18 protein-coding genes are annotated in these 21,010 nt (G+C 46.0%); 11 read left to right on the forward strand and 7 right to left on the reverse strand.

Annotated elements, in window-relative coordinates; translation table 11 throughout:
- Positions 1-412: hypothetical protein (locus tag LAY57_RS36300; RefSeq protein WP_338022468.1), on the reverse strand; the 412-nt coding region annotated here is incomplete at its 3' end.
- Between the two features lie 110 nt (positions 413-522).
- Here LAY57_RS36300 and rimI point away from each other — a divergent pair.
- The 5 genes from rimI (at position 523) to LAY57_RS22860 (ending at position 8,318) form a co-directional block, all read left to right on the forward strand.
- On the forward strand, positions 523-1,116 hold the full coding sequence (gene rimI, locus LAY57_RS22840) for a ribosomal protein S18-alanine N-acetyltransferase (protein ID WP_338022469.1): 594 nt from the start codon (positions 523-525) through the stop codon (positions 1,114-1,116).
- 184 nt (positions 1,117-1,300) lie between these two features.
- Positions 1,301-3,778 (forward strand): ATP-dependent Clp protease ATP-binding subunit, encoded by a 2,478-nt coding sequence (locus LAY57_RS22845; protein ID WP_249069219.1) that lies wholly within the window; start codon positions 1,301-1,303, stop codon positions 3,776-3,778.
- Positions 3,779-4,053: 275 nt separating this feature from the next.
- Positions 4,054-5,295, forward strand: a complete 1,242-nt coding sequence (locus LAY57_RS22850) for an FAD-dependent oxidoreductase (RefSeq protein ID WP_249069221.1) — start codon at positions 4,054-4,056, stop codon at positions 5,293-5,295.
- Between the two features lie 425 nt (positions 5,296-5,720).
- Entirely contained in the window at positions 5,721-7,385 is a 1,665-nt protein-coding gene (locus tag LAY57_RS22855; protein WP_249069224.1) for an alpha-isopropylmalate synthase regulatory domain-containing protein, read from the forward strand.
- A gap of 93 nt (positions 7,386-7,478) precedes the next feature.
- Positions 7,479-8,318: a transglutaminase-like domain-containing protein gene (locus LAY57_RS22860; RefSeq protein ID WP_249069233.1), complete on the forward strand. Its 840-nt coding sequence runs from the start codon at positions 7,479-7,481 to the stop codon at positions 8,316-8,318.
- Positions 8,319-8,824: 506 nt separating this feature from the next.
- Here the strand turns inward: LAY57_RS22860 and LAY57_RS22865 are convergent.
- On the reverse strand, positions 8,825-9,043 hold the full coding sequence (locus LAY57_RS22865; protein ID WP_249069235.1) for a hypothetical protein: 219 nt from the start codon (positions 9,041-9,043) through the stop codon (positions 8,825-8,827).
- A 383-nt stretch (positions 9,044-9,426) separates the two neighbouring features.
- Between LAY57_RS22865 and lepB the strand changes: the two genes are divergently transcribed.
- Positions 9,427-10,002, forward strand: coding sequence for a signal peptidase I (lepB, locus tag LAY57_RS22870; protein WP_249069237.1), 576 nt, complete (start codon positions 9,427-9,429; stop codon positions 10,000-10,002).
- A 263-nt stretch (positions 10,003-10,265) separates the two neighbouring features.
- Here lepB and LAY57_RS22875 read toward each other — a convergent pair whose 3' ends face one another.
- Both LAY57_RS22875 and LAY57_RS22880 read right to left on the reverse strand, forming a co-directional pair.
- Positions 10,266-10,847, reverse strand: a complete 582-nt coding sequence (locus LAY57_RS22875) for a ComEA family DNA-binding protein (protein ID WP_249069240.1) — start codon at positions 10,845-10,847, stop codon at positions 10,266-10,268.
- Positions 10,848-10,858: 11 nt separating this feature from the next.
- Complete coding sequence (locus LAY57_RS22880) at positions 10,859-11,227, reverse strand: NINE protein (protein WP_249069242.1); 369 nt, start codon at positions 11,225-11,227, stop codon at positions 10,859-10,861.
- 223 nt (positions 11,228-11,450) lie between these two features.
- On the opposite strand from LAY57_RS22880, the gene LAY57_RS22885 reads away from it, so the two are divergent.
- Positions 11,451-11,774 carry a DUF1825 family protein gene (locus LAY57_RS22885; protein ID WP_249069313.1) on the forward strand — a complete coding sequence of 108 codons (324 nt, stop codon included), beginning with the start codon at positions 11,451-11,453 and terminating at the stop codon, positions 11,772-11,774.
- Positions 11,775-11,884: 110 nt separating this feature from the next.
- Here LAY57_RS22885 and LAY57_RS22890 read toward each other — a convergent pair whose 3' ends face one another.
- Positions 11,885-13,807, reverse strand: coding sequence for a transglycosylase domain-containing protein (locus tag LAY57_RS22890; RefSeq protein WP_420839120.1), 1,923 nt, complete (start codon positions 13,805-13,807; stop codon positions 11,885-11,887).
- 432 nt (positions 13,808-14,239) lie between these two features.
- Between LAY57_RS22890 and tyrS the strand changes: the two genes are divergently transcribed.
- The 3 genes from tyrS (at position 14,240) to LAY57_RS22905 (ending at position 16,989) form a co-directional block, all read left to right on the forward strand.
- Complete coding sequence (gene tyrS, locus LAY57_RS22895) at positions 14,240-15,469, forward strand: tyrosine--tRNA ligase (RefSeq protein ID WP_249069246.1); 1,230 nt, start codon at positions 14,240-14,242, stop codon at positions 15,467-15,469.
- A 55-nt stretch (positions 15,470-15,524) separates the two neighbouring features.
- Positions 15,525-16,229 carry an orotidine-5'-phosphate decarboxylase gene (gene pyrF, locus LAY57_RS22900; protein ID WP_249069315.1) on the forward strand — a complete coding sequence of 235 codons (705 nt, stop codon included), beginning with the start codon at positions 15,525-15,527 and terminating at the stop codon, positions 16,227-16,229.
- A 304-nt stretch (positions 16,230-16,533) separates the two neighbouring features.
- Positions 16,534-16,989, forward strand: coding sequence for a hypothetical protein (locus tag LAY57_RS22905; protein ID WP_249069247.1), 456 nt, complete (start codon positions 16,534-16,536; stop codon positions 16,987-16,989).
- Positions 16,990-17,057: 68 nt separating this feature from the next.
- Here the strand turns inward: LAY57_RS22905 and LAY57_RS22910 are convergent, their stop codons facing one another.
- Entirely contained in the window at positions 17,058-18,077 is a 1,020-nt protein-coding gene (locus tag LAY57_RS22910; RefSeq protein WP_249069249.1) for an aldo/keto reductase, read from the reverse strand.
- A gap of 132 nt (positions 18,078-18,209) precedes the next feature.
- Positions 18,210-19,601, reverse strand: coding sequence for a carotenoid oxygenase family protein (locus tag LAY57_RS22915; protein WP_249069251.1), 1,392 nt, complete (start codon positions 19,599-19,601; stop codon positions 18,210-18,212).
- A gap of 337 nt (positions 19,602-19,938) precedes the next feature.
- Here LAY57_RS22915 and LAY57_RS22920 point away from each other — a divergent pair, with 337 nt between their 5' ends.
- A complete protein-coding gene (locus LAY57_RS22920) occupies positions 19,939-21,003 on the forward strand; it encodes an EAL domain-containing protein (protein WP_249069253.1) in 1,065 nt (354 codons plus the stop codon).
- The last annotated feature ends 7 nt before the right edge of the window (positions 21,004-21,010 follow it).

Consider the following 21,010-nt stretch of genomic DNA (forward strand, 5'->3'; position numbering starts at 1 on the left):
TTTTACTATGGGTTTGGGCGAGTGTGGTAAGGCCAGGGAGTAAAAGTGAAGGATTGTGAGTAAATGTTAGTAAAGTGCCAACTGTTGATGAACCCCGCCCCTTCAGGGCGGCTTTCTTTATACGCGCTATACTTATACCAGAACTACTGGCGTAAGTATGTTGGTATTTGAGGCAAAACTTGAAGGAGAGAAGCAGCAGTACGAGATGCTTGATGAAGCCATTCGTACTGCCAGATTTGTCCGCAATAGCTGCATCAAATACTGGATGGAAGGCAAGTTCGTCGGAAAGTATAAACTGAGCGCTTATTGTGCCGTTCTTGCTAAACAGTTTTCTTGGGCTGACAAACTTAACTCTCAAGCGAGACAGGCTTCTGCTGAACGAGCTTGGTCTGCAATCTCTCGGTTCTACCATTGGTGAGGAAACTCCTCAATGTAAGCCGAGTCGTGGAAAGAGGAAACCCAGAAAGTGATTTCTGGAATCGCCGTCCGTTCACGGCGGCGAGGATGTCAAAATTGAGCGCTATTAACTTTTTAAATCTAAAACCCCTGACACCAGAACTACTCCCAGCAGTAGTAAAACTCGATCGAGAGTGTTTTGGTGGACTTTGGACTCTCGAAAGTTATCAACGAGAGTTAGATAGTCCCAATAGCGATATCCTGATTCTTCTCAAAGAAGAGAATGACGAAGAATCTCTCTCTCCAGATCCTTGTCATACCCCAATCTTGGGATTAGGATGTCTATGGGCGATTTTAGATGAAGCTCACATCACCATTCTGGCCGTTCATCCCCACCATCGCGCTCAAGGCTTGGGGATGGCACTGCTAACAGCCTTGCTATCCCAAGCTTGGCAACGCGGGTTGGAGAGAGCAACGCTAGAAGTAAGCGCCTCTAACGAAACTGCACTATCTCTTTACCAAAAGTTTGGCTTTCGGATCGCCGGACGACGCAGGGGTTATTACCAGGATACGGGTGAAGATGCCCTGATTCTCTGGCTTAGCGGTCTGGGACATCCAGAATTTGACAAAACTTTAGCAGACTGGGATCGGCAAGTTCGCACTCGCCTAGCTTCATCCGGCTGGAATTTATACTCAACGAAATTAAACATGAAAAAATAACAGAGGAAAAATCAAAAAAATAATTTCACAGCCACTGAATTACCAATAATATCCCTAAATCTAAAATAGAAGTTCCCTCATCGGCTATCCGTACCAATTCTCTACCGCAAGAGTATGACAGCCGAACAGATTGCCTATGCTAGAATCATGCTTACCGGAACTCAGCAGGTGATGGAAGGCTGCCATGTTTGAACGCTTTACAGAAAAAGCAATTAAAGTGATCATGCTAGCCCAGGAAGAAGCACGTCGCCTGGGGCACAACTTTGTAGGTACAGAGCAGATCTTATTAGGTCTGATTGGAGAAGGGACCGGCGTCGCCGCCAAGGTACTCAAATCAATGGGCGTCAATCTCAAAGACGCTCGAATTGAGGTAGAAAAAATTATTGGTCGGGGTTCTGGATTCGTTGCTGTCGAAATTCCGTTTACTCCACGGGCAAAGCGCGTTCTGGAGTTATCCCTAGAAGAAGCACGTCAACTAGGTCATAACTACATCGGCACGGAACACCTGCTTTTGGGCCTAATCCGGGAAGGGGAAGGCGTGGCAGCAAGAGTACTGGAAAATCTAGGCGTAGACCTCTCCAAAGTCCGCACGCAAGTGATTCGGATGCTGGGCGAAAATACCGAAGTTACCCCTGGCGCAAGTCAAGGCCGCACGAAGACACCAACTCTCGATGAATTTGGCTCAAACTTGACCGTGATGGCCACCGAGGGCAAGCTCGATCCCGTAGTGGGTCGTCAGCGGGAAATCGAACGGGTGATCCAAATTTTGGGTCGCCGCACAAAGAACAACCCCGTGTTAATTGGGGAACCGGGTGTCGGGAAAACCGCGATCGCAGAAGGCTTAGCACAACGCATTGCCAACAACGATGTACCCGACATTTTGGAAGACAAGCGCGTCGTCACTCTGGATATTGGTTTGCTAGTAGCAGGCACCAAATATCGGGGTGAATTTGAAGAACGCCTCAAGAAAATCATGGACGAAATCCGCTCTGCGGGTAACGTCGTCCTCGTAATTGATGAAGTGCATACCCTGATCGGTGCTGGTGCAGCGGAAGGTGCGATCGATGCAGCCAACATCCTCAAACCCGCACTAGCTAGAGGCGAACTCCAGTGCATCGGTGCAACAACACTGGATGAATACCGCAAGCACATCGAACGGGATGCCGCATTGGAACGCCGCTTCCAGCCGGTGATGGTGGGGGAACCAACAGTAGATGAAACTATAGAAATTCTCTACGGCTTGCGCGAACGCTACGAACAGCACCACAAGCTGAAGATTTCTGACGAAGCTTTGTCAGCGGCAGCAAAGCTATCCGATCGCTATATCTCAGATCGCTATCTGCCAGATAAAGCAATCGATTTAGTTGATGAAGCGGGATCGCGGGTGCGTTTGATTAATTCCCAATTGCCACCAGCAGCAAAAGAACTCGACAAAGAACTGCGTCAGGTACTCAAAGAAAAAGACGATGCAGTCAGGTCGCAAGACTTCGATCGAGCTGGGGAATTACGCGATCGCGAAATGGAAATAAAATCCCAAATCCGCGCTATTTCCCAAAACAAGAAAACTGACTCCTCAGACAAAGATATCTTGCCAGTTGTCACCGAAGAAGATATCGCCCACATCGTCGCTTCCTGGACAGGCGTTCCAGTCAACAAGCTGACAGAATCCGAATCCGAAAAGCTCCTGCACATGGAAGACACCCTCCATCAGCGGCTCATCGGTCAAGAAGAGGCGGTGACAGCAGTATCTCGCGCCATTCGTCGCGCCAGAGTCGGTTTGAAAAACCCCAACCGCCCGATCGCCAGCTTTGTATTTTCTGGCCCCACCGGCGTAGGCAAAACAGAACTGACCAAAGCCTTAGCAGCTTACTTCTTCGGTTCCGAAGAAGCCATGATTCGGCTAGATATGTCCGAATACATGGAACGTCACACCGTTTCCAAGCTGATCGGTTCTCCTCCGGGGTACGTCGGTTACAACGAAGGCGGTCAGCTTACAGAAGCCGTCCGGCGTCGTCCATACACTGTCGTGCTATTCGACGAAATCGAAAAAGCTCACCCCGATGTGTTCAATATGCTCCTGCAAATCTTGGAAGATGGTCGTCTGACCGATGCCAAGGGACGCACCGTAGACTTCAAGAACACATTGCTGATCATGACTTCCAACATCGGCTCGAAGGTGATTGAGAAAGGCGGCAGCCAACTCGGCTTCTTCGATGCAGGATCGGAAACTCAGGCAGAAGCACAGTACAATCGCATTCGGACTCTGGTCAACGAAGAACTCAAGCAGTACTTCCGCCCAGAATTCCTCAATCGGATCGACGAAATTATCGTCTTCCGTCAACTCTCCAACGAGGAGATCAAGAAAATTGCCGACATTCTGCTCAAAGAAGTCTTTAGTCGCCTGACCGAACAGGGAATTATCCTGGAAGTGACGAGCGCATTTAAAGACCGCTTAGTGACAGAAGGTTACAACCCCAGCTACGGGGCCAGACCGCTGCGTCGCGCCATTATGCGCCTCCTGGAAGACAGTCTAGCCGAGGAAATCCTTTCTGGACGGGTTCAAACGGGAGACACTGCCATAGTCGATGTGGACGATCAGGGTCAGGTTAGGGTGTTACAGGGCGAGAAAAAAGCACTGACTCCTAGCGCTGTTGAAAAGTAATTAGTTTTGAGTTAAGGAAACTTTTCAAAACCTAAAACTTTACCAGTAAACACTAATAGAAAACGGTAGAACTAAGTTCTACCGTTTTTTGTTTTTTGTTTACCGGAAGTTACTATCTCGCTTGCTCATATGCTGAAAATGACACATCTGAGCGCAACTTGATATGGCTTATACTTGTTGGAGCTAGATCGTTTATTCCTAAAGAAAAAGTAGAGAAACTTAGTGCGATCGGCATAAACTATGGTATAAAAATTTCAAATTAACACAAAATAAAAATGTCGATCAATTTAGATGTACTCATTGTGGGTGGCGGAGTACAGGGACTTTGGCTGCTTAACGACTTGACTGGTTTAGGTTACTCAGTATTGCTTTTGACTAAAGACCCATTGGGTCAAGGACAGACTTTGCATTCTCAGCTTCGCATTCAGGGAGGACACAGTTTCAGTGATGAACCACTTGTTAGACGTTTTAGAGAGGCAACTAACGAACACTGGCGTAGTTTTATTGAGCGATATCCTGAAGTTCGCGCCTTCGGAGATTCGCGGCTTCTGTTTTTGTATAGAAGCAACGAAAGAGCAATAGAGCAGGAAGAGACTTGGAGGAATAAATACCAATTAAATTTTCAACAATATCAAGGTAACTTGCTAAATAACTTACCTGAAGCAACATCTGACAGTGGGATAGTTTTAGAGAGCGACGAGACTTGGTTGGATGGGCAAAGGCTTATCGCAGCTTTAATAAGTACAACAGAGGTAAGACAGCAAATTTGTCACGGTGAGGTAACAGAAATTATCTTGAATAACGGAAGCGTGCAAAAAGTTAGGGCGATGGTTAATGGAAATGATCTTTCATTCAAACCAAAATGCTTAGTACTGGCTGCTGGAGATGGAAATAAACCACTACTGGATAATACAATTGATGGTAATAAAGAGTCACTATTTGCTCGATTCAACAATTTTGATAATAAGAATTACACTGTGCTAGTTGTCAAAGGAAATATACCTCCATTGACAGGCTTTTTTCAAGAATTTGGGGGATTGCAAATATTCAGCAGGATGGTAGATGAGAATGAGATTGTATGGCTTGTTCCCTACGAAGGTATAGAATCTCGTCTTCAAAATGAAGTTGAGAAGGTCACAAGATTTTTAAGCCAGCTGCGTCCAAGCAGATCTCAACAGGATTTATTATGGGGTTTTTACACAGGAAGAAAAGTAGAGGTAACACAAGAAATTCAGCCGACAGGAAGAGGAAGAAAAATAGCGGTAGAAGCCGTAGAAACCTGCGGGGTCGGCAATCTGTTTGTCGCTTTGCCAAGTTGGTTGACCCTAGCGCCTGTTGTAAGCAGAAGAATAGTTGATCAGATAACAGAAAGTATCGCTCCCACAACGCAGATGTTTAATCTCCAAGACCACGGACTCAGCAGTTACAACGAGATAGCCTTAGAGAGATGGCGAACCGTAGACTGTTCCAGTTGGAAGCAATTCAGAGAAGATAATCAGCTTGAGGAAGTCTATTGACAAAATGGGTCAAGAAGGATAAAATCAACTTAATGATGTAAAAACTCTTACAAAATTAGCGATGAACTTGGTATATACTCTACTTCTAGCAAAAACAATTTCAGAAAAAGCAGTTACCCTACTCTGTACCTGCTTAATTCCTGATTCAACTAATCCAGCTTTGTAAGCAGGAGAAAGAATTCGTTCGTCAAAAGGAGTAGTCGGCGTTTTGATGAATGAGAAAAACACAACTAAACAGGCAAATCCGAAAACAGCAGGTGCTGCTCGGCAAAAATTCCTGCCCAGGAGTGCGCCCGAATCTACGACCTATATAATGTTTTATTACATAAACGGCAGAGATTAGACGCACCCCCGGATAAAAGATGGGTTTTTTTTGTAGTTAGTTGTGATAATTCACAAATAAATCTGACTGGAGTGAAAAAATTGTGAACACCATCAATATCACAGCTGAGGAGGAGAAAAAACTTAGGAATTGCGTAACGCGCCTGCGAAACACCGAGAAAAAGCAGGATCGCGCGGACGCAGTTTGGGAGTTAATTAAACTGAGCATCCAAAAACGCGACACAACACGACCCCGTGGTACAGTGTATTCGCCAGCCCAAAGTTACGTAGAAGCAAAAGTTTTACTAGAACCAATACACGCAGATGGCACCCAAATTTACCCAGTCGCAGAAGTTACGCCAGAAAGAATGCACGCAGATGGCACAGATAGAATTGGAGTATGGACAATAATACTGCCAGAACTTTTGAAGTATCTTAAAGATACCGAAGAGGACACGAAAATACGGCAGAGAGCAGCTTCAGCGTTAGGGAAATGGGGTGGAAAAAAAGAAGCCCAAAAATTGGCAAATATCCTCCTTTCAGAACCTGGTAAAGATGAAAGCTTAAAGATAGCTTGCATTGAAGCGCTCAAAACAATTGGAGGAATAGAGGCTGTCAAAGCATTAGTAAAAATAGCTGCCAACAAAAACGAATTAATTGATGTTCGTTATGCAGCGGTTTGCGATTTAGAGGAATTAGGGGCTGGTGGTTGGGTAGATATTACCGATAAACCTGCGCCTCCTCCACGGAAAAACATAACGACAGATGAAAAAATCCGGGAGACGATCGAAACTCTGGATAAAATCTCCAAAGACTCAGATGAACCTAGTTATTTTCGGTATCAAGCCGAAGATGCCTTAGCGTATCTAGAACAAAGTTTCAGTTTCCAGTTGGTAGATGTTAGTTACTGGCGTCAGGAATCTGGAGTAGCTAAAGCTAAGGTAACTATTCAAACTCCGGAAGGTAATTTGTGTAAATTTGAGGAAGAGACAGCTTCAGCTGCCATAGAAGCGGTATTCACAGCAATTAATGAGTGCTTTCCAACTCTTAAACCTTGCTTGACTGGTTACACAGTAAACTCGGATGTAGAAGTTGGAGCGGAGTCCTTGGCAAAGGTGATGGTTACTGTAAGCTGTGACAACCAAAGCAATTATTCAAAGATTGCTGAAAATGCAGATACTATCTGGGCTTCAGCGGATGCCTATCTGCAAGCAGTCAATGACATATATTATGGAGTTGCAGCAGAAGAAAGTTCTGTTCCACCTCCAGATTTACATTTGAATAGTTTAATTGCCAATGCACAGAGCAAAGATAATTTAGGTGAGAAAGAGAGTCAATCGCCAACAAATATTCGGTTGTTAAATGTTAGTTACTGGCGTCAGGGATCTAAATTTGCCAAAGCTAAGGTAACTATTCAAACTGAGACAGGCGAAGAATGGGAATCTCCTGTAATGGCAGGTTATGGCCCTATAGAGGCGGTATCCAAGGCAATCGATCGGTGGGATCGGTTCCAAAACTTTAAGGTTTCTCTGACTTCTTTCGCAGTAAAATTTGAGGGAGAAGCTGGAGCGCATTCATCTGTGACGGTGACGGTTCGTATAAAAGCCAATGTGAAAGTTTCTAAAAATCACTCTTCAACAACTGCCCAAAACATAGACACTATTTGGGCTTCAGCAGATGCCTATCTTCAAGCACTCATTGGTATCAATGAAAAAGCTCAAGAAGTTTATCCAGCAGAAAAAGACAAGTTACCTTTTCAGAAAGTGTAACGAAGAGAAATCTCTAGGGATCGATCCTAGACCCGCCCCAGCGGGTTTTTTTGTGAGTGGTGTTTTATAATAGTTACATGAGAAAGAATAATTATGAAATTTAACCTTGGCTGCATATTACGTTACAATATCAACGAACCCAGCACTTTAGTTTTAAATATCCAGGTGGTTAACAACAACCATCAAAGGATTTGTACCGAACAGCTACAATTCGATCCAGAAGTAAAGTTTAACGAATATACTGCACCTGCAAGTCTAACTCGATATATGCGAGTTAACGCGCCTGTTGGCAAATTGAAAGTAAACTATGAAGCGACTGTCGAATTGTCACATTTTTACGCCGATCCCAATACAATTGCTGAAGTACCGATCGCAGATTTGCCGATGGAGACTCTGCCCTATCTTTACCCCAGTCGCTACTGCGAATCGGATCTATTAAGCGGTTTCGTGCAAAGTGAATTTAAAGAATTACAACCTGGTTATTCCAAAGTTACTGCTATTTGTAACTGGATTTATAACAAAGTTACTTATATTTCTGGTAGTACCAATTCTCAGACTTCCGCTTACGATACGGCAACGCAACGGGCGGGTGTTTGTAGGGATTTTGCCCATCTAGGCATTGCTTTTTGCCGTGCCTTGAATATCCCCGCACGCTTTGTTAGCGCCTACGCTTACGGTCTGAATCCGCCAGATTTTCACGCTTGTTTTGAGGCTTATCTGGGCGATCGCTGGTATCTGTTTGATGCTACCCGTTTGGTGCCTTTAAACAGTATAATCCGAATCGGTACGGGTCGCGATGCGGCAGATGTTTCTTTTGGAACTTTATTTGGAGCGGTGCAAATGGAGGAGATGAAACTTTTTGTGGCCCCAATCTCGGAACTGGGAGAGATGGAGAAGTCTGATTTTACAGGTATGGCGATCGCTATTTCGTAAAGTCCCTCTTTCACCGGAATGTCTGTAGGGCGGGGTTCTTTCGTGAACTACCCACACTAAATCGAAGCGATTATAGCATTATACACATTTCAGTAAAATATCCACAAAGATAAAGATTTGGAGATTTCCGTACCTACAATCTCCCTGCCTTTCATCCCACCCCTAAACTGGGTACAGTTATAGCGGGGGACAACAGGAGCGAGGAGTTAAAGATGACCCCACTTGTCGTGGAAATAAGCGATATCGTTTCCGGTTGAATCTGATTCGTTATCAAATATTATAAGCAACGAGATTTGGTGTGACATCTTCCATCACCAAATCAAAGATTATAGCGTGGACTTTTGGCCTTATACAGCAACAGCCAAGGCGGTTAGGGCATTCTTAATTCCTGAAACCCTTGATAATAAAGCTTTCTTACCCTAGCCTCTAGCCCCTAGTCCCTAGCTATACCTTCCACTTGACTGCCGTCAACCCTGACATTCTCTGGCATCAACCAGACTCCTCAGTCAGTTAAGTGACTTACTGCTCATGTGTTTGATAGCTATTAACTCGCGGGACTCTTGCTTAACATAGCCGGACATGGCTGCTTGCTGCAACGTCAAAAAGGCATTCAGGTCTTCTAAATCGTACTTGCTGCTTAGAAGCTGTCGCAGTTCATTTTCGGCTTCAACGGTTAGATAACCAGTTTCTATAGCTTGTTGGACCACATCTCGGATCAGAATCATACTTAGTTTTCTCAAATCGGTGACTGACAAAAGTAAGTATGAGACTTTTCGGTAAACAGCCTATTGACGCGACTCTCTGCGATCCTGTGATGTTTTTTTGACTAGCCCGTGACAGCTATATAAGTCTTACGTGATCGATCGAGTTATCGGTTGTGACGCGGATCAGTCGATCGTCTCTCCCGGAAGTAATGATATAGCAAAGTGCAACGGAAGCCGTACAAACACAGTGCCAGCATTGCTTTGAGCGTCTAATACTGTCCTAACTTATCTGACTCTGGGCATTTAGAAGCCGATCGCTCCTGCGATTGTGAGAAACTAATTTAGGACTTACGCAGAAACCCGGTAAGTCCTGTATTTGTTCTCCGTATTCCTTGATACCTTCTATGGACTATAACGAAAAGGATTTGGCAGGTTATCCTCTCTGGTTGCGGGTATGGCGTCAAGTGAGGGAAAATCTCCTAATCCTGGTCATCGCCCTTACCTTGGCTCTTTTGCTTCGGACTTTTGTGGCAGAACCCCGCTACATTCCCTCTGATTCTATGCTGCCGACCTTACAAGTGGGCGATCGCTTGATAGTCGATAAGGTTAGTTACCGTTTTCGCCCCCCCACAACGGGCGATATAGTCGTCTTCGATCCGCCGCCACAGTTGCAAATTCAGGGATATGCGAAAGATCAAGCATTTATCAAAAGGGTAATCGGCGAACCGGGCCAACTCGTGAGCATTACTAATGGCAAAGTCTATCTCTCTAGCAAACCTCTACAGGAAAGCTACATTGCCGAACCTCCCGCCTATAAGTGGGGCCCGCAAGCAGTTCCGTCAGGCCAACTTTTTGTGATGGGAGACAACCGCAACAACAGCAATGATTCTCATATGTGGGGTTTTTTACCGAAACAAAACATCATTGGTCGTGCTTGCTTTCGATTTTGGCCGATCGATCGCATTGGCCTTCTAAAATAGTTGGGAAGTGTCAGTTTTGAGTTTTGGATAAACAACTCTAAGTAGGTGGGCATAATTAAACGTAAAACTGCGGGCCCTTAGAAACCCGGTTTCTTGGAGAAACCGGGTTTCTGGGTGTTTAGATTCGTAGGTTGGGTTGAGACAAGCGAAACCCACCCAATACTTTGGGTTTCGCTTCCCTCAACCCAACCTACTAAAAAATGGCGAAGGTATTGTTGGAGAAACCGGGTTTCTGGGTGTTTAGTTTATTTATGTTCACCTACTTAAGAAAAGCGCAAGTAGTGCATCAACTGACCGATCGTGTCTGCCGAAAGAGATAATCTTAGTTGCAAATCCGCCAAATCTCGGTAATAACCGCCATTTTCGCGATTTTGGACGATCGACTGCGCCAGAAAAGAATCGATCGCCGCAATTGTACTCAGCATTTCTATTGAGGCTGTATTCGGGTTAATCTGCTGGGGGGTAAAGACGCTTTCCGGGTCGTAATAACAAAATCTGAGTACCGGATCGAGGGGTTTTAGTCGCTCTATCGGCCAGCTAAGCGCCGCTGCAACGTCCTCCAGACAATGAAACTCCACCCCAGAGCGAGAAAGAGAAACGAGCGATCGGGCCTGATGAATTGACAATCCGGGCAATCTCAGCCAATCATCTACAGTCGCCCGATTCGGGTCAATTTTGATACCCAACGAGGCTGCGATCGCAATTTCCTCAACTGATTGCAGCCGATAATACGGGTCATTGAGAATTCGCGCCCGGATTAACTGCTGCTGCGGATTTACCGACGTTTTGAGCAACGTCTTTCCCAGCTGAAGACGCACCGAGATTAGCCAGTTACTAATAGCCATATTTAAACCATTTAGTCAAGTAGCTTGCGGCGTTTTTGCTCGAATTCGTACTCAGAAATCAAACCCTCTTGGCGCAGCTGTTCCAGTTGGCGCAAAGCCTCTGCCATCGCCGCCACCTGGGAGGGGTCAACAGAGGATTGTACCGTCACTGGCGAATTTAGATTGAAATTGCGATCGAAATCATCTGGATCTTGGACTAAATACCAAAACCCTTCAATAGCACTAGCCACATGGGGAATTGGAGTCCACGATAACAGTAAATACAGAATACCCCACACAGGCTGTCCCAAATAAAACTTGTGGAGTCCTGAAACAGGTATAACTGCCCCACTAAAAGCCAAAATCGCCGCCACTCTTCGACCTTTCGGCTTACTCAACATAGTGTCGCCTCTAGAACCTGTCGTCTTCTTATACAATATTAATCTCTGCTGCCTGAGTGGAGTGCGATCGATTACGAGTGGGGAATGGGTGCTGGAACCCGATGGGCAGAGGAACGGATTACCGAAGCAAATTTTTGGAAAGATAATAACAGACTGGACTAGAATTGTACCAGATACAACTGTATTCCCCCTGAATGCAAACCTTCGATTGAATGGAAGCGCAATGGGATTTTTTGACTCTGAGATTGTTCAGCAAGAACTAAAGCAACTGGCTGAGGATTATCAATCCCTCATCCAACTAGGCAATAACTACGGCAAATTTGACCGCGAAGGCAAAAAGCTGTTCATCGAGCAATGGGAAGGCATTATGGAGCGCTACCGTATTTTTATGAAGCGCTTTGAGCTTTCTGAGGATTTTATGGCTCAAATGACAATACAGCAACTTAGAACTCAGCTGGGTCAATTTGGCATTACGCCTCAGCAAATGTTTGACCAAATGAATTTAACCCTAGAGCGAATGAAAGCTGAACTGGAAAAGCAACCTTAGCCGATTTTAGATTTTAGACGATCGGGCGGCGAGTCAGTTTCTCAAAACTTTTGGCTACTTACCAGCTTCCTCAATCTAAAATCTAAAATCCTTGCATCTAAAATTGGTTACTAACTAGGGCGCTTAAATTGGGAAGCCGATGGAAAGTATTCGACTGGTACGCCATCTAACGCTTTTAGCATAAAATTGCGCCAAATTGGTGCTGCATACTGACCGCCTGTCACACCAGAGGCTAAACGTCTGTTATCATCTCTACCTATCCAAATCGCGACAGACAGTTGCGGTACATAACCGACAAACCAAACATCTTTTTCTGAAGACGTTGTACCCGTTTTGCCAGCGGCTGGACGACCTATCTGAGCCGCTTTCCCAGTTCCGCTAGTAACCGCAGATTGCAGCACGCTAGTGATGGAAGCAGCCGCCCAAGCATCGAGAACCAGTTTGGGTTTGGGCGTATTATCTAGCAAAACGTTGCCGCTAGAATCAGTTACTTGAACAATCAACGTAGTATCGGATTGCCAACCCATACTAGCGAAGGTGGCATAAGCGCTGGAAATTTCTAAAGGCGACAGACCGCTAGCACCCAGCGGTAAAGAAATCACTGGTTCCATCGGACTTTTAATCCCAAGAGTCCGGCAAACTTCAATCACCTTATCCAAACCCACAGCGCGTCCCATCTTAATAGCCGGAACGTTGCGCGATACTTGAAGTGCCGATCGAATACTCATGGCACCGCCAAAAGTATTATCGTAGTTTCTGGGAGAGTAGCCACCAGCACTGCCATCGCGATAACGAACAGGAGTATCGTAGACAGTAGAAGACGGCGTATATTTGCCGCTAGCAAAAGCCGCGTAATAAACAAACGGCTTAAAAGCAGATCCGGGCTGACGGCGGGCTTGAGTCGCTCTATTATACTCGCTCTTGCTGTAATCGGAACCGCCCACTATTGCCTTGATAAAATGGGTGCGGGGATCGACAGCAGCCAGGGCTAGTTGCGTACCCCAGAGTCCGCGACGCTGTAGTCTGGCGTGTTCCCGACCGATAAACTCTTCCGCCATTTGTTGGAACTTGAGGTCGATGGTTGTTTGAACTCGCATCCCACCTTTTTCCACCGTTGCGCGGCCAAAGCGTTGAATTAGCTCCTGTTTGACGGCATCGGTGACATAAGGAAGAACACTTTTCTGAAACGAAATTGGTTTGCCTAGTTTGAGCGTTTGCTTGCGAGCTGCGGCTTCTTCTTCGGGCGTAATCCAATTGAGATCCCTCATGCGAGCCAAAACCAGTGCCTGTCGCTGTTTCGCCAGCTTATAGTTCAGAAAAGGACTGTAATCTTCGGGAGCCTGAATCAAACCGGCCATCATCGCCCCTTCCGCCAGGTTTAAATCAGAAGCGTGCTTGCCAAAATAGCTCTCGGCAGCAGTTTCCACACCATAGTTGTTATGCCCCCAGTAGACTTGATTGAGGTACAGCTCCAAAATCTGGTCTTTGGGGAGGATTTGTTCCAAGCGGATTGCCATCACCGCTTCTGCTACTTTGCGACTAAAAGCTTTTTTGTGAGACAAAAATATATTTTTGACCAACTGCATGGTCACCGTCGAACCGCCTTCTACCACCGAGCCCTTCTCCCAGTTGGCTCTGAGGGCGCGACCAACGCTGCTGGGGTTAATGCCGTGGTGGAGGTAGAAGTGGCTATCTTCTATAGCCATCACCGCCCGCTTGAGTTCTGGAGAAATTTTGTTGAGCGGGACAACTTCGCGATTTACTTCCCCGTGGACACTGGAAAGCAATTTACCCTTGATGTCGTAGATGTGACTTGTTTCTGAGGGAGTGTAGGAACGCAGAACTCTCACATCCGGGAGGTTGCGGAAGCTAATCGCTAGGCCCACCAGTCCCCCAGCTACAATGGAACTGGTTAGCATAGTAAAGCCTAGAAGAGTTCCGCCAGTTACCTTAGCAACCGTCTGAAGAAACTGAAAACCAGGTGGAATAGTGCCGGATGGCTTTTGTCGGAGTGTGTTGGACGACACGGCGATTTAACTTCCTCAACGAAAACAGACTGAACAAAATGGAGGGCGACTGGGTGAGTCCTTTGATTGTTATATTCAAACTATTTGTCACGGTGACAGGAAGATTCTAGGGTCAAGATGGGTTTAACAAGCTAGTGCCACTACGCGGAAGTCACTCATTCACTCATTCACTCAGTCAAAAATACTTTAATTCTAAGGCATTTAACTACTTCTGAACTGGTGGGTTATTTCTGGGGCGCGGCGCTAGTCTGTGGGTCAAGCTTTGTCGTTAAACCTGTCCTGCCAAGAGATTCGGAGAGTTGACTGCTTCTGGCAAACTATAGCGCCTGTAAAATTGTTTCATCTACCCTTGGAAATACACTGACAATAGTGCTACTGCATAAATAACAACTGACAAATGACTGTTTAATAGCGAACTAAACTGGACATCGGCAAAGTATGGCATCCTATCAATCACCTAGTATTACCCAAAGTCTCGCCCGAATGTACCGTGGCGTCAGTGAAATTTTTCCAAATCTGACAGATTCTAAAAATCCTCATGAGAATTTGGTTGAACGGTTAGATCAGACAGATCGGCCTTTGCGGGTCAAGTTGGGTATTGACCCGACTGGTGCAGATATCCACTTAGGTCATAGTATCCCAGTCCGAAAGCTTCGGGCGTTTCAGGATGCCGGTCATACAGCTGTCCTCATCATTGGTGATTTTACCGCTCGGATCGGCGATCCAACAGGTAAATCTGAAGCCCGTCAGCAGCTGACACCTGAACAAGTGGCACAGAATGCTCAAACTTATCTCGACCAAGTGCGTCCTATTCTAGATTTTGACACGCCGGGACGTCTGGAAATTCGCTATAACTCGGAGTGGCTTTCCAAGTTGGATTTGGGACAGATTCTGGATCTTTTGTCTACGATGACTGTGGGACAGATGCTGGCGAAGGAGGGGTTTGCGCTGCGCTTTGAGAAGGAAAACCCGATTTATTTGCACGAGTTCCTCTATCCGTTGATGCAGGGTTATGATTCTGTGGCGATCGCAGCTGATGTAGAGTTGGGAGGAACTGACCAGAAGTTTAATCTGGCGGTGGGACGAGATCTGCAACGACATTTTGGTCTATCGCCTCAGTTTGGGATGCTGATGCCGATTTTGATCGGGACTGATGGCGTGCAGAAAATGTCGAAGTCTCTAGGCAATTATGTGGGTTTATCGTTCGATGCGCTGACGATGTACCAAAAGTTGCGACAAACGCCAGATAATTTGGTGGAGCAGTATTTTGAATTGCTGACGGATAGACCTCTGGATATACTGCCAAAAGATCCGCGCGATCGACAAATCCTTCTCGCTTTGGATATCGTCGCTCAGTATCATGGTAAGGAAGCTGCCGAAAAAGCCAAAGAGGATGCCCAGAGTATAACTCGCGGCAACACAGAACAGGCTGAAGCAGTTCCACAGTTTTCCCTTTCTAATGTGGAGTTTCCCGCTAAGTTGTTCTATCTTGTCAGTGCTAGCGGACTGTGCAAAAGTAGTTCAGAAGCTCGAAAGCAGATTCAAGGCGGGGGTGTGCGACTTGATGGCGAAAAGGTTACTGATGTAAATCTCTGCTTCGATTCTCCCACAGACTTAGACGGACGGGTTTTACAAGTTGGGAAAAATAAGTTTGTCCGCTTGGTTTAATCGCCAATCGCCAATCGTCAATCGTCAATCGCCAATCGTCAATCGCCAAACTCCAATGACCGATCGCAAAATTATTGTCCCTCTGGATGTACCAACTGAAGAAGATGCGATCGCACTGATCGAAAAACTGCCCCAGGTCACTTTCTGGAAAGTTGGCTTAGAATTATTTGTCAGCACTGGTTCTGGAATTCTGACAACGCTAAAACAGCGGCAAAAACGGATTTTCCTAGACCTCAAATTTCACGATATTCCCAACACCGTCGGCGGTGCTTGCCGTGCTGCTGGTAGGTATGGCGTCGATTTAATTACCATCCACGCTACCGCCGGTCGTAAGGCACTACAGGCGGCTCAAACTGCTGTACAAGAAGGAGCCGAAGCTGCTGGGTATCCACCACCCAAATTAATAGCCATTACCGTACTCACCAGCCTGAACTCGCGTGATTTAGCTTTTGACCTCAAAATTCCCTTGGAACTGCCAGAATACGCCCTACAGATGGCGCTGCTAGCCAAAGAAGCAGGTTTGGATGGAGCAGTTTGTTCGCCCCAAGAAGCATCGCAATTGCGACAGGTATGCGGGGATGAATTTCTCCTCGTCTGTCCGGGAGTGCGACCCAAGTGGGCCGAAGCTGGGGATCAAAAGCGAAATCTCACCCCAGCGGAAGCTATTAAAGCTGGCGCTGATTATCTGGTGATCGGTCGCCCCATCACTGCTGCACCCGATCCAGTTGCTGCTTTTGAACGAATTTGCGATGAATTATGAAAGTCAAAAGTTATATCATGTCCGTTAGCATTGTTAGTGTAAGAGTGATATCGTCAAATTGTTTGTTGTCATCGATGGTTCAATTTTTACCACAGATAAAGACAGATAAACACAGATGAACACAGATTAAGATGGGAAATTTTTTAGGCAACCGATGCCTGACATGATATCAAAAGTCAATAGATGGAATTTTTTCTTTTTACTTTTCTCTTTTTACTTTTGCCTATTCCCTGTTACTTCAGCTGTAGCAGAAAAGAGAGAGAGATTTTCTTGTCCTGCGGATGTAGAGACTTTAATAACTCTGATGCTGCGCGACATACCCAGTTATGCCAATAGGGTAACTCAGCGTGCTAGATTGCGATCGCGCGATCGCAGTCTTGATGTATACGGTTACTTTATTGTGGCAGGCCAAGCCGAGTTTGCACCCCTGAATCTTGGCCCCGGCGAGTATACGCCAGCAACATCACAGGGGGAAAGCGACATTCAGCAAGTTTTCTTCACCACCCTACAGCGAAGATACTCAACCACAAAAGCAATTCAAATACAAGATTACCACTGGCTATTTTTGACAAAAACCAAAAGTGGTTGGCGATTGGCGATCATGTTTTCTATGACTGGGCCTTATCCAGCGGGACGACCTCCCACCGCACCGCGAGACAGCAATTACGGAGTTATCGGACAGGCGATCGAAATTTGGTTGCGGGACTGCTATGCTGGCGTGGTGCGATCGGATCTGGGCGATCGCACCAGTGTACTATAGCAAACGTCTCTATTAATGTTGGGCTACAAATAAAAAGGTGGTAATAAATCAGGATTTCCGATCGGAACTTACCGCCGATATTCATCCCCGCAGTCACCGATTAACTCATACAAATTACGCGACTTACCAGAAACTGCATTAATCTGTTCATAATCCTTGGAGTCCAGCGTAAAACCAAACACCTTGGCATTTTCTTCTAGATGTTCGGATATGCTAAGCCTAGCACCAACGATCGCACCCGCCACAGCTGGCTTGTCCAAAATGTAACGCACAGCTACGTTAGAAATACTGACTCCATACTTATCTGCAATTTCTTTGAGTACATTCAGCAATTCTTGAAATAGGTTCCACCCTCCCCAAGCATCCACCATATTCTTGTATTTCCTCAAGCTAACCGTAGAAACATCTCCGCCTCGCGGTTCGGGACGACCCCAATATTTGTCTGATAACAAACCGCCACAAAGTGTCCCGTAAGCAAACAGTTTAATGTCGTACTGTTCGCAAAATTGAATCATATTTACTTCCGGTCGGCGGTCAACCAAAGAAAATTGCACCTGATTCGATACAATCTTTATCCCGGCATCGAAGATAATTTTTAAATGTTCAGTATCAAAATTAGTTAAAGCCAGATGCTTTATTTTTCCTTCCGCCTGGAGTTCAGACATATATTTAAGTGCATCCAGGTAGTTTTTATCGCTGTATTCCCACCAGTGAAACTGTAGCAAATCTAAACAATCAACATCCATTCTTTTCAGAGATATATTGATGTTGTCTTCGACCAACTTACGAGTCATTTTTCCTGGACGAGGCACCCATTTTGTGAAAGCTTGGATGTTCGATAAAGCTTCTTTGCCACGGGTGGCGACTAATTGACGCCTAAACTCCCCAATAAAATCTTCTGCTGGGCCATAATGGTCTGCTAAGTCCCAAGTGGTGAAGCCTGCATCCACGTAATCAAACATAGTAGCAATGGCGGCTTTGCGATCGATTCGTCCGTGTGCGCCAGATACCTGCCACATTCCGTTTAAGATACGGCAGATATTCAAATCGGGGGTGAATTGCGATCGGCTTGATACAGGTAGTTTCATGTTAATTTTTGATTTGTAATGGGAAAACCTCACCCCCCTGCCCCCCTCTCGGATCTCGGATAAGGGGGAGAAATACAGAGGGGTTCTTGCCCCCCTGCCTGTGGACGGGGAGGGGAGGGGCTGGGGGTGGGGTTAGACGCTAAATTCCCCATCAATCCAACTGCCGTGGAATCCGTAAGGCACGCGAGTAGGAATTAGAATCCGGGCAACAGGTTCAGCGGTGATGTTCTTAGCACTTACTACCACTAATTCAGAAGTTTCTTCCACCTCATTGTAGACGAAGGTGAGCAACCAGCCATCATCTTCATTAGTGGCACCAGGTTGAGGAACAAATACTGCCTCACTACCATAGCGTCCTCTGCCAAATTCGTGACTTTGGGAAGTTCCACTAATTAGGTCATATTTAATTAAACCATCAAACAGAGGTATTGAAGTTGGTGCTAGCCGCGAAGTGTAACCGTAGCGAGTTGGGCGTCCCATCAGTTGCTCGTTTACACGAGGAAATTCTGAAGGAATATCATCTATTTGTTCTTCTTTCATCCCACCTGTACTGAGATTAAATCTCCACCGATGCAGACGGGGAATGTCGCTTTGTCCATTTTTGGATGTAGGTGTGGCATCAAGTACGCTGGTGCTTTCCATGCGGCAAGCAATGAGTACGATTTCATCTCCTTCTTCATAGGCGTTGAGTGTGTGAAAAACATAACAAGCTGGCGCTTCAAACCAGCGGATGTTGCTGTTATTGCCGTGACGGGGAAGAATGCCGAAACGACTGGGTGTATCTGATTCAAACATTAATCCCGGTTCGCCTCTTTGCATCCGTTCTAATCGGAATGTTATGGGCAAATCCATAAATATGGTGTAGTTTTCGGTGATGGCAAAATCGTGCATCATCACTCCTACTGGCAAGTCGATCGGCACTGTCTGCAACAGCTTTCCTTCGGCTGAGACTACACTGTATTGCAGATAGGGTGGCTGGGCGACTGAGTAGCCGAAAAACATCATTTCGCCTGTTACGGCATCGATTTTGGGATGGGCGGTGAAGGCGCTTTTTAGCTGGTTTCCGTAGGTGTAAGGGCCGACTGTTTCTAGTGCAGGGACTTCGATCGCGTGGGGTTCTCCGCCTTCCCAAAGTGCTAAGAGGCGATCGCAATGCCACACTAAGGCCGTGTTTGCGGTATTCTTAGATGGGCCATAGGGATTGTCTACCTGGACTGGTTCAAATATGCCTGTCCAGATGGCACTAGAGGCATCGTTTTCAATTTTCCATCCCCGTGTCCGCACGTAGCGGTTGCGATAGGTCGCCCTGCCGTTGCTAATCTGTACCCCGTGTAACATTCCATCGCCGTCGAACCAATGGTAGCGGCCTTTTGGGGCAAACTGGGGATTCGGGCCGTTACGGACAAACATCCCGTTTAAGCTGGGTGGTAGTTCGCCTATTACCGGGAGGTCATCTGCTGTAATTTCCGATCGCACCGGGGCAAAGTTCCTCTCCAGATAGGGATTGACTGCTACTGTTGTCATAATCTGAATACGCCTGAAAGTGAATCGCTTACTTTCACTGTTTTAACAAATTGTTACATAAGTAGCGATCTCTTCACAGCTTATATGGAAAAATGCCGGTGTGAGCGATCGGATCAAGTTGGGTTTACAAGTGTAATTTAGTAGCCGCGACATTGAAAAATGGGGGGATGAGAGATAGGGAGAGAGTTAGTTAATTCAAGGTTACTTAGTATCAAAAGCTCTCATAATCTAACATGACCCAGGATTGCACAAAGTTCCTTCCCGTATTTTTCACTTTTAAGTATTAAGTTTAGTAACAAGAACTTTTGGTTGCGTTTACCCAGAAAAAGTAAGCAATATGACAAATACCAGCACTATTAACAAAATTAGGCACAGGGAAAATTACCAGTTTGACACCTCAATTGCTGGCGAAGCCGATGAATTTGCCGCGCTGGTGAGTCATGAACTCCGTACACCTCTGACCTCAATTAGGGGTGCATTAAGCCTTTTGCTGAGCGGTAAGCTTGGTACTATAAGCGATCGCGGTAAGAAACTGCTGGAATTGGCCGTCAAGAACACCGATCGCTTAGTAAGACTGACCGCAGCTATTGAGAGCGATCGAGAGATCCAGGTAAATATTATTAGCGCTGCCGCTATGGCACGCTACCAGCTCGAAAAAGAGCTGCAATTAGCGTTAGAACGCGAACAGTTTCAGCTGCACTACCAACCAATAGTATCGCTGGAAACTAACAAGATTAGTGGGTTCGAGGCACTGGTAAGATGGCAGCATCCTCGTCGGGGATTGGTTTCCCCAGCAGAATTCATCCCACTAGCAGAAAGAACCGGACTGATCGAACCTTTGGGAACTTGGGTGCTGGATAAGGCTTGCCGTCAACTGTATTCTTGGCAGCAGGAATTTGGCTGCAACCCAGCCCTAACCATGAGTGTCAATCTTTCCAGTTTACAATTATCGCAACCTAATTTGGTCGAGCAAGTCCAAGAAATTTTGCAGAAAACTAACTTGGCGACTAGCAGCTTAAGGCTGGAAATAACAGAAAGTGCGATAATGGAAAATAAGACAAATGCGATCCTTACCCTACACCAACTGAAAACTCTAGGAATTCAGTTATATATGGATGACTTTGGCACAGGTTACTCGTCATTGAGCCGTTTGCACGAACTACCGATTGACCTCATGAAAATCGATCGCTCCTTTGTCAGCCAAAAAAAATGGGATATTATCCGGGCAATTATGATATTGGCTTCTAGTCTAGGACTAGAAGTAATTGCCGAAGGCGTAGAAACAGCAGAGGAAGTCGCTGAACTTAAGAAACTGGGATGCAAACAAGGGCAGGGATATTTTTACTCCAAGCCAGTAGATGATCGAGCAGCAGCAGCTTTAATTGCAATGCAATTGGAATAAGGAGCGC

It is taken from the genome of Argonema antarcticum A004/B2 (genome assembly GCF_023333585.1).
GTDB classification, from domain to species: domain Bacteria; phylum Cyanobacteriota; class Cyanobacteriia; order Cyanobacteriales; family Aerosakkonemataceae; genus Argonema; species Argonema antarcticum.